The sequence below is a fragment of the Pseudomonas sp. TR47 genome, from assembly GCF_044143025.1.
Taxonomy (GTDB): domain Bacteria; phylum Pseudomonadota; class Gammaproteobacteria; order Pseudomonadales; family Pseudomonadaceae; genus Aquipseudomonas; species Aquipseudomonas putida_E.
The window spans coordinates 1-7,490 of the sequence record NZ_JBHFCS010000045.1 but is presented as its reverse complement, the minus strand read 5'-3'; the positions used below and the strand labels follow the sequence as shown (position 1 = coordinate 7,490).

Here is a 7,490-nt window from a genome sequence, read left to right as displayed (position 1 = left end):
CAATCCGCCCTGGGTCAAATTTCAATCGGCAGGGTGGGTCAATTTTCCATCAGCGCCAACATATCAAGGTGAAAACCTCGATGAGCGTTTGCGCGCTATCTGCCCAGATGGGGTTGATGCCTATTTCGACAACGTTGGTGGCGACATGCTCGATACCTTGTTGATGCACATGGTGCCGCGCGGCCGGGTACTGGTGTGCGGGGCGCTGTCGACGGGGTATACCGAGATGGTGAGCGCCGGACCTCGCAACTTCATGCGGGTCCTGACGCATAACCTCACCATCCAGGGCATTCTGCTGTCGTTCTATCGCGATCGAATGGCAGAGGGAGCGAGTCAGATGGCACGTTGGGTCAATGAGGGGCGTCTGCACGTCGAGGAGTGCGTGGTGGAAGGCTTTGAAAAGGCACCAGAGCTATTGCCGACTATTTTCGGCGGCAAAGCCCCCGGTAAGCTCGTGCTCAAAGTGACGGAGACACCTTCGTGACGCAGGGTCCAAAGAAGCCGGCAGTGCTGGTAACAGGTGTCTCCAGCGGTATCGGACAGGCAATTGCCGAAGACTTGTTGGCGCACGGCTACAGGGTCTTCGGCAGTGTTCGCCGCGAAGCTGATGCGGCATCGCTGATTGCCCGAGGCGGTGAATGCTTTGTACCTTTAGTACTCGATGTCACCGAGCCAAGTTCGCTTGAGCATGCTGTGGACCAGGTCCGCCTCCTTCTCGATGGCAGGGCGCTGCATGGGCTAGTCAACAACGCGGGGGTCAGCTTCGCTGGCCCTATCCTGCTGCAACCGATCGAAGAAGTGCGAAAGATCTTTGAGGTGAACGTGCTTGGTCTGCTGGCAGTGACGCGTGCTTTCGTGCCGTTGATGACAGGCAATGCGGCTTCGGGGGAAAGCCCCGGCCGTATCGTCAACATCAGCTCGGTCTCAGGTGGCATTACTGTTCCCTTCCTGACGGCTTATGCCGGATCCAAACATGCCGTCGAGGCTATCTCTCAGGGCCTTCGACGGGAGTTGATGCCATACGGCATTCACGTTGCGTCTATCCAACCGGGGTTTATCCAGTCTCGCCTTTTCGAAAAAGCGCAGGCATGTGGTCCAGACCATCAATACGTCGACACCGATTACTCAGTCTTATGGCAACGCTTCAATCAGTCGTTGCGGCAACAGGAACAGAAGGCGAAGCCCGCGCAGTGTGTAGCACAAACGGTTCGCCTCGCTCTCCAAGCATCGAGGCCGCGTACGCGCTACCCACTTGATGTGCTTTGGTACCTAGGGAAGGTGCTACCCAATCGTTTGTTCGACCGGCTGATCTTCAAAGCGCTTGGTATCGACCGGCTTATCAGGGGCTGATCGCTAAGAGGGGAGTCCGTTCAATGGCCAGAAAAACCGTTGACGAGGCGGCCGTCACTCGCGCCGCCTTAATCAACGCCGCTATCGAAGTATACGCAGGCCAAGGGTATGTAAATGCCACCCTTGAAATGATTGCAACCAAAGCTGGGGTGAGCCGTGGGGCTGTGTATTGGCACTTTTCCGGGAAGCGTGCATTACTCAAACACATTCTCGATAGCCATTCACTACCGTTTGAACGGTTCCTGACTCATCAAGGCAGCTTTCAAGAGGCGCTCCAGGCGCTACGTGAGGCCATCCTGGCAACGGTTACGCAGCAACCGTCACGGCAGTTGTGCGAAATCATGCTGTGCAATAACGAAGGGCGAGCACGGTTTTCATTGATCGCCGCGCGTTTTGACCAAGCTCAATCTCGGTTTTCCGATCAAGTCAGGCAGATGCTTGTTCTAGCCATCGAGCGAGGAGAGTTGCATGAATCGCTCGATGTCGGTGTTACATGCCAACTCATGAGGATTTTCCTGGCGGGATTGATCCTGGAATGCTCAAGCCAGGAAACGCTCGCATTCGAATATGTGTTCAGAAGTATTGACGTCATAATTGCACTGCTGTTTGAAACGTCGCCTATGCTCCTAGGCTCCCAGTCATCAAAGGGCAAGATATCCATACCCACCGTCGACCGCCTAGAAGCAGGCGTGCTGGCGACTCTGAGTTCTGCCAATGAATGCCCAGATACGTGAACCCCTGAACACCGTACAGGCCAAGCCGTGTTTTAGTCAGCAACGTCTAGTCGCATTAGAGCTATTCGCGGTGCATGGTTTTCGGCAGGTTAGTATGCGCGACCTTGCCAAAAGCCTGGGGCTAAGCCACGGTGCTATTTACAACCATGTCGAGAGCAAAGAACAGTTGCTTTTCGGGTTTTTCGAAGAGCTTTATAGCAACCTAAATATTCACCCGTCACTGGACGATCGTCGTCTATCACCACCACTGCGCCTGCGCAAGGCGGTGGAGTGGCATGTATCGCTCCACGAGTCGATGGCACTGCATTTTCGACTGGTGGAAAAAGAAAGCGCCAACCTCACCGCTGAGTTCGCGCCGCGTTTCGAAGCACTCCAAAATGAGTACCTGCGCTGGATCTGCTCGCTGATCCAGCCCTGTATGAAAGCTCACGACAAAACTACGATACGATCTCGTGCACGCAGCGTAGTCACGTTGCTGAACCAGGTGCCACGGTGTTTGCAGCAGGCTAACGTGCCGTTGCTGGATCCAGTCGAGATATTGTTGCCGATAATCATGCGAGCGCTCTGTTAAATACCGGTGTTTGCTCACGTGCACATGCGCGACTGGTGATTCAGACAATCGTGGCGATAAGCGCCGATCGCGCCCTATTGAAGTTACGCGGGCACCATTGACCATAATGCTTGAATTAGAAAGGTGAGTTAGCCAGACGATTACGAGGTACGGAGCGTAAAATTAGGCCATTCGTACATGGAACGATTAAACCAATTCTTATAAAAATACGCTGAGAAGCTCAGATGGTGGGCGGCGAGACCGTTCTGGACAGCGAAAACTAAAAAAGCCGATCAATGACAGAACGGCCTTTTCGCTTGTTTATTCCGAGTAAGGTGGGTAATCGACGTAGCCGTCTATACCACCACCGTAGTAGGTGTCACGGTTTGGCTGCGCCAGAGGCCAGCCATTTTTGAGTCGTGCCACCAAATCTGGGTTCGAGATGAAGGGTTGACCGAATGCGGGCAGGTCAATGAGGCCAGACTCTATAAGCTCTTGTGCACGCTCAAGCGTCAGATCGCCCGCCAGGATCAGTGCGGTAGAGCCAAGGTCTTTACGGCAATTCTGGAGCAGATTCTTTAGCGCTTCATCACGCGCTTCGGCGGTTTCCGAGCGGAGGAAGAAGTTGGTCTGATCCATCACATGGACGTAGGCAATGTCGCGCTGGCCCAAGCCGGCGCACAGTGCGCCGTAGGTTTCATCGATCTCTGGATACAGAGGCATGTCCATGAGCTGGCCATATGGCGAGATGCGGATGCCCACGCGATCTTTGCCGATGCGAGCACTTACAGCGTCTACGACTTCGAATACGAAGCGCAGGCGATTTTCCAGGCTGTCCGAACCATAACGGTCAGTACGGTCGTTGACGAGCGGGTTCAGGAACTGCTCGACCAGATAGCCGTTGGCACCGTGAATCTCGACGCCATCAAACCCTGCCTCGATGGCGTTTGCCGCGGCTTGTGCGAAATCTCGGACGACGTGAGCCACATCTTCGGTGCTCAGCTGGCGTGGTACCGAAGTCTGCAGGAAGCCCGCGACGCCGTCTTCATCGTAGCCGAAAGCTACAGCACCCTGAGCAACCTTGCTGCTCGCGCTCACTGGGGCGGCGCCGCCTTCTTGGATCGAGGTGTGAGAAACACGACCTACGTGCCACAGTTGCGCAAAAATTTTGCCGCCGACGCTGTGGACGGAATCAGTCACCAAGCACCAGCCGGCGATGTGCTCCGGGGTGTAGATGCCTGGGTTGAACAGGTAGCCTTGGCCTTCGCGAGAGATCGGAGTGCCTTCAGAGACGATCAGGCCGGCAGTGGCGCGCTGAGTGTAGTAAAGCGCGGTCTCGATAGCTGCAGCGTCTTCTGGAGCACGCGAACGGGTCATGGGTGCCATGACGAAGCGGTTGCCGATAGTGCCTTGACCAAGTTTGTAGCTTTCAAACAAGCTCATTGAGAGTCTCCGTGGAGGTGAACTGAAATTTCCAGCTGAGCAACGATGCTCAACCGAGCGATTCGTTTACCGGAGGTCATAGATACAGCCCGTTGTCCTGAATCACGGCGAAATCAGCTCGCTTCTTTTGAGCCTCACCATAACGACGCGCTGCGATTACTGCTTTGCTCCGGCGATCCTTTCACCTAGCATATTGGAGAAATTGCCGATAATTTGCGGAGATTATTACGAAGTGATTGGAATAAAATTCACTAATCAAGGTGCGTGCAATGTACTCATCTGAGCGCCTGAAGGGCATCGATGTTTTCGTTACCGTCGCGGATCTGGGGAGTTTCACAGCTGCCGCAGAGCGTCTGGGGCTGACAAGCTCAGCGGTCAGCAAAGGAATTGCCCGGCTTGAGAAGCGAATCGGTACACGCTTGTTTAAACGTACAACGCGTCAACTGTCGCTGACAGAAGCGGGCACAACGTTCTATCGCACCTGCACCTCAGTGCTGGCAGACTTGGAAGAGGTCGAACTGGCGATCGTCAATGAGAGCAATGAGCCTCATGGCAGGGTGCGCATAGACCTTCCGCATCATTTGGCCGTCAACACGTACTCCCGTTGATTTGGGATTTTGTTCATCAATTTCCACTGTTGCAGCCTCACATCTCTTTTTCGGATCGATTTATTGACCCCGTCCACGACGGCGTTGACATCGTGGTACGTATCGGTGGAAACGATGCTTGGTCAGCAGCACTGGGGCATCGGTACTTTGGAGCTCAACGTCTGATTTTCTGTGCATCTCCCGCATATATCGAAGCCCATGGTGCTCCCCTTAGTGAGCAAGACCTAGACAATCACCACTGCATTGGATACCTGGAGGAAGACGGCCTGGTGAGTCCATGGTTCTTCAGGGGACATCAACCTGGAGAGATGGAGCGACGTATCATGCATTCGAGAATTGCGGTCGGGGACGGGCAGGGAGAGGTTTCTGCAATTTTGGCGGGACATGGTATTGGCCAGCTTCCCACATGGGGCGTGCAGCCGCATTTGGAGAGCGGGGATATTGTCGAGGTGCTTTCAGATCTTTCTACTGATGGACTGCCGATGAATCTGGTGTGGCTCAAGAGCAGGGAGGGCTTACCGAAAGTTAAAGGCCTGTTGGATTACCTTGCCGAACGGCTTGGCCCACATGGGGCCAAGCGGTCGGTCTAGACATATAGTCTTAGCATGCCATGGATGGCCGGCCAAAGAACATTTGGGCATCCATGCTAATCAACAAGTTATGAGCGGGAAATTGAATTTGTACCCCCAGCAGTACCCCTTTCTGCAGTGGTTACGAGTGGACGATAGTGGACGCACTGAAGGGCGGTGTTGGACGTGCTATCACTCGCCAAAGCGTGCCGCTTACGCTTTGGGCTCGTCCCAGTGGCTAAGCGTCGCAGCAGTCAGCGCATCCCAGTCATCAGGAGGGTTGTCGCGGCCCAGCATCTTCTCGAAGACCGCGTAGGGATCGGATTTGCTGCCTGCGGAGCGTAGGGTGTTTTCGTCGTTGACCCATGCATAGACGATGACCTTGGACCTTGAGTCGTAGCGAAAGAACAGCCGAAAGCGCCTGCCGATTTTTGCGCGGCGCCAATGTCTGTAGGCGGTGCCCAGCGTGTTGCCTTGGCGGAACTCATCACGGCCTGGGTCGGCAGGTACAGCCTCCATGATCAGATGGCTCAATGCCCGAAACAGCTTGACGTTGGCGTTGCTCTCAAAACCTTGCGGATCGTTCTGTTCAGCTCGGGCGGCGGCTTCGTGCAATTTGCGTAGCTGTAAAGTCACACCTTCATGGAACAACAGTGTCCAGCCATTTCGCAGCATCAGATCGCGACCTCACCATCGATATCTGCGTCGAGGTTTACGTAGAGGTTTGCGTTGGCGAGCATGGTTTGCGCCAGGTCTTCCGGCAGGGTGGTGAGGTTGCGGCCTCCTCGGATATCAGCCTCCAGCAAACCCAGGAACGCACCGATGGCAGGGTCTTCGTGGGTGGTTTCTACGCGGCTGACCACGATTTCACCGCCGCGTACGTCGAATGCAATTTTTCCACCTGTGTCAATGCCCAGTAGCTGGCGAACGGATTTGGGCAGTGTGACCTGCCCCTTCGAGGTCAACGTGGCGATTTCGTGGATGGCAGGCATCAGCGTTCTCCCGGATGTATTGATGGATGGTAAGGAAAAATCCTTACTTGGTCAATCTTGGCATCTGCTGATCAGGCCCTAATCTCCAAGCTTCCCCGTAAATACGTGATGATCTGGTCGACCGCGTAACATTCATGGGGTTGAGCCACTGCCCTTGTTTCGGCTTCCTCAAGTGACGAATATGACCGGATGTGACGGCTCACCATGCAACAGGAAACGCCTGAGCACCCCAAAGCTTGTGCATGAGCCAGATGAGTCTCGCACAACCGACCAGCCACTTCAGTTCTGCTGGCAGTATGCTATCTTCGGCTTCTCTCACGGATGGCGAGGACGAAAACAATGGTCACAGGCAAGTCAATTAACAGCGTCAACAGAATCATCGCGCACTCGCATGGTGCTCGCGAGATGCTGTTTGTGATTGAGCGAGACAAAGTCGATCAAGACGCTCAGGCGCGGCTGGCGATTGCTCACCTCGAAGAAGACGGTGATTCGATCCTTCCTGCGGTGATCGGAAAAATCAGCGAATTCAATGCTCGTGGCAAGGAGATTAAAAGGCGAGATCTCCCGCTAATCAAAAAATCAGTCCCGCAATACCGAAGCTGGAAAGACTGGCATGGTCAAGAGCACAGCGGTGTGCAAATTCGAACAATGGATGTGTATCCCATCGACTTTGTTCGTCCGCCCATGGAGCACCTTTCTCTAAGCGTCATCAATGGGAAAGAGTACATTGCGACTCGCCGGGTGAAGGTCGATGAGCCGCCCGCAGCGCTTGTTCACCTGGCGAACCTCATGCTCGAATTCTTCCAGGAATTTGAGATTTTCGACGTTGAGCGGCAGCGCATCGCTAAGGTGCAGGCACGCCAGTTGCAATGGGATTTGCTCCCCCCTGGGAAATACCCATGGAAGAGTGCTGAGGCCATCGTAAAACCCTATCTGGCCGGTCTGCGGGCGTCAGTGCAGGGAGTGATCGAACACCGGATCAGAGAGATCACTCGGTTCGAGCCCGATTTCTTCGCGACGGGCCGAGGGGGATATCAAGGCTACTTCGTCTTTGGCTTTTCCACCCGTGGGATTTATCTCCTTGAGAGCTCACATTTGGATAACGCCACCTATAAGTTTGGTGAGGATTGGGAAGTCCTTTCGACCCTGACCAAGGACGAGATCATTAACGGTGATCACGAGCATCAACGTTTCATCCACGATAAAACCTGGGGGCGTAAGATCCGCCAAATGCTCGCATACGC

The 7,490-nt window shown here is 54.5% G+C and carries 8 protein-coding genes and 1 pseudogene; 6 read left to right on the top strand and 3 right to left on the bottom strand.

Annotation, left to right across the window (positions count from 1 at the left end; all coding sequences use genetic code 11):
• From ACEWE8_RS25660 to ACEWE8_RS25645, 4 genes are all read left to right on the top strand, one after another.
• The coding region (locus ACEWE8_RS25660) for a zinc-binding dehydrogenase (RefSeq protein ID WP_395589429.1) at nucleotides 1–484 on the top strand (484 nt) is incomplete at its 5' end.
• The gene (locus ACEWE8_RS25655) at nucleotides 481–1,350 is read left to right on the top strand and encodes an SDR family oxidoreductase (protein WP_395589428.1); all 870 of its coding nucleotides are present in this window, start codon (nucleotides 481–483) and stop codon (nucleotides 1,348–1,350) included. The genes ACEWE8_RS25660 and ACEWE8_RS25655, both read left to right, overlap by 4 nt.
• 23 nt (nucleotides 1,351–1,373) lie before the next feature.
• Nucleotides 1,374–2,084: a TetR family transcriptional regulator gene (locus tag ACEWE8_RS25650; RefSeq protein ID WP_395589427.1), complete on the top strand. Its 711-nt coding sequence runs from the start codon at nucleotides 1,374–1,376 to the stop codon at nucleotides 2,082–2,084.
• Nucleotides 2,065–2,655 carry a TetR/AcrR family transcriptional regulator gene (locus ACEWE8_RS25645; RefSeq protein WP_395589426.1) on the top strand — a complete coding sequence of 197 codons (591 nt, stop codon included), beginning with the start codon at nucleotides 2,065–2,067 and terminating at the stop codon, nucleotides 2,653–2,655. The genes ACEWE8_RS25650 and ACEWE8_RS25645 overlap by 20 nt, the downstream gene beginning before the upstream one ends.
• Before the next feature lie 300 nt (nucleotides 2,656–2,955).
• Here the strand turns inward: ACEWE8_RS25645 and ACEWE8_RS25640 are convergent, their stop codons facing one another.
• Complete coding sequence (locus ACEWE8_RS25640) at nucleotides 2,956–4,077, bottom strand: alkene reductase (protein ID WP_395589425.1); 1,122 nt, start codon at nucleotides 4,075–4,077, stop codon at nucleotides 2,956–2,958.
• 269 nt (nucleotides 4,078–4,346) lie between these two features.
• On the opposite strand from ACEWE8_RS25640, the pseudogene ACEWE8_RS25635 reads away from it, so the two are divergent.
• A pseudogene (locus tag ACEWE8_RS25635) lies at nucleotides 4,347–5,275 on the top strand (LysR family transcriptional regulator).
• Between the two features lie 192 nt (nucleotides 5,276–5,467).
• On the opposite strand, the gene ACEWE8_RS25630 reads toward ACEWE8_RS25635, so the two are convergent.
• Both ACEWE8_RS25630 and ACEWE8_RS25625 read right to left on the bottom strand, forming a co-directional pair.
• Nucleotides 5,468–5,929 carry a type II toxin-antitoxin system YhaV family toxin gene (locus ACEWE8_RS25630; RefSeq protein WP_395589424.1) on the bottom strand — a complete coding sequence of 154 codons (462 nt, stop codon included), beginning with the start codon at nucleotides 5,927–5,929 and terminating at the stop codon, nucleotides 5,468–5,470.
• Nucleotides 5,929–6,246, bottom strand: a complete 318-nt coding sequence (locus tag ACEWE8_RS25625; RefSeq protein WP_395589423.1) for a type II toxin-antitoxin system PrlF family antitoxin — start codon at nucleotides 6,244–6,246, stop codon at nucleotides 5,929–5,931. Before ACEWE8_RS25625 ends, ACEWE8_RS25630 begins: the two co-directional genes overlap by 1 nt.
• A 339-nt stretch (nucleotides 6,247–6,585) precedes the next feature.
• Between ACEWE8_RS25625 and ACEWE8_RS25620 the strand changes: the two genes are divergently transcribed.
• Nucleotides 6,586–7,490, top strand: a 905-nt coding sequence (locus tag ACEWE8_RS25620; RefSeq protein ID WP_099453906.1) for a hypothetical protein, incomplete at its 3' end; no start/stop codon positions are given.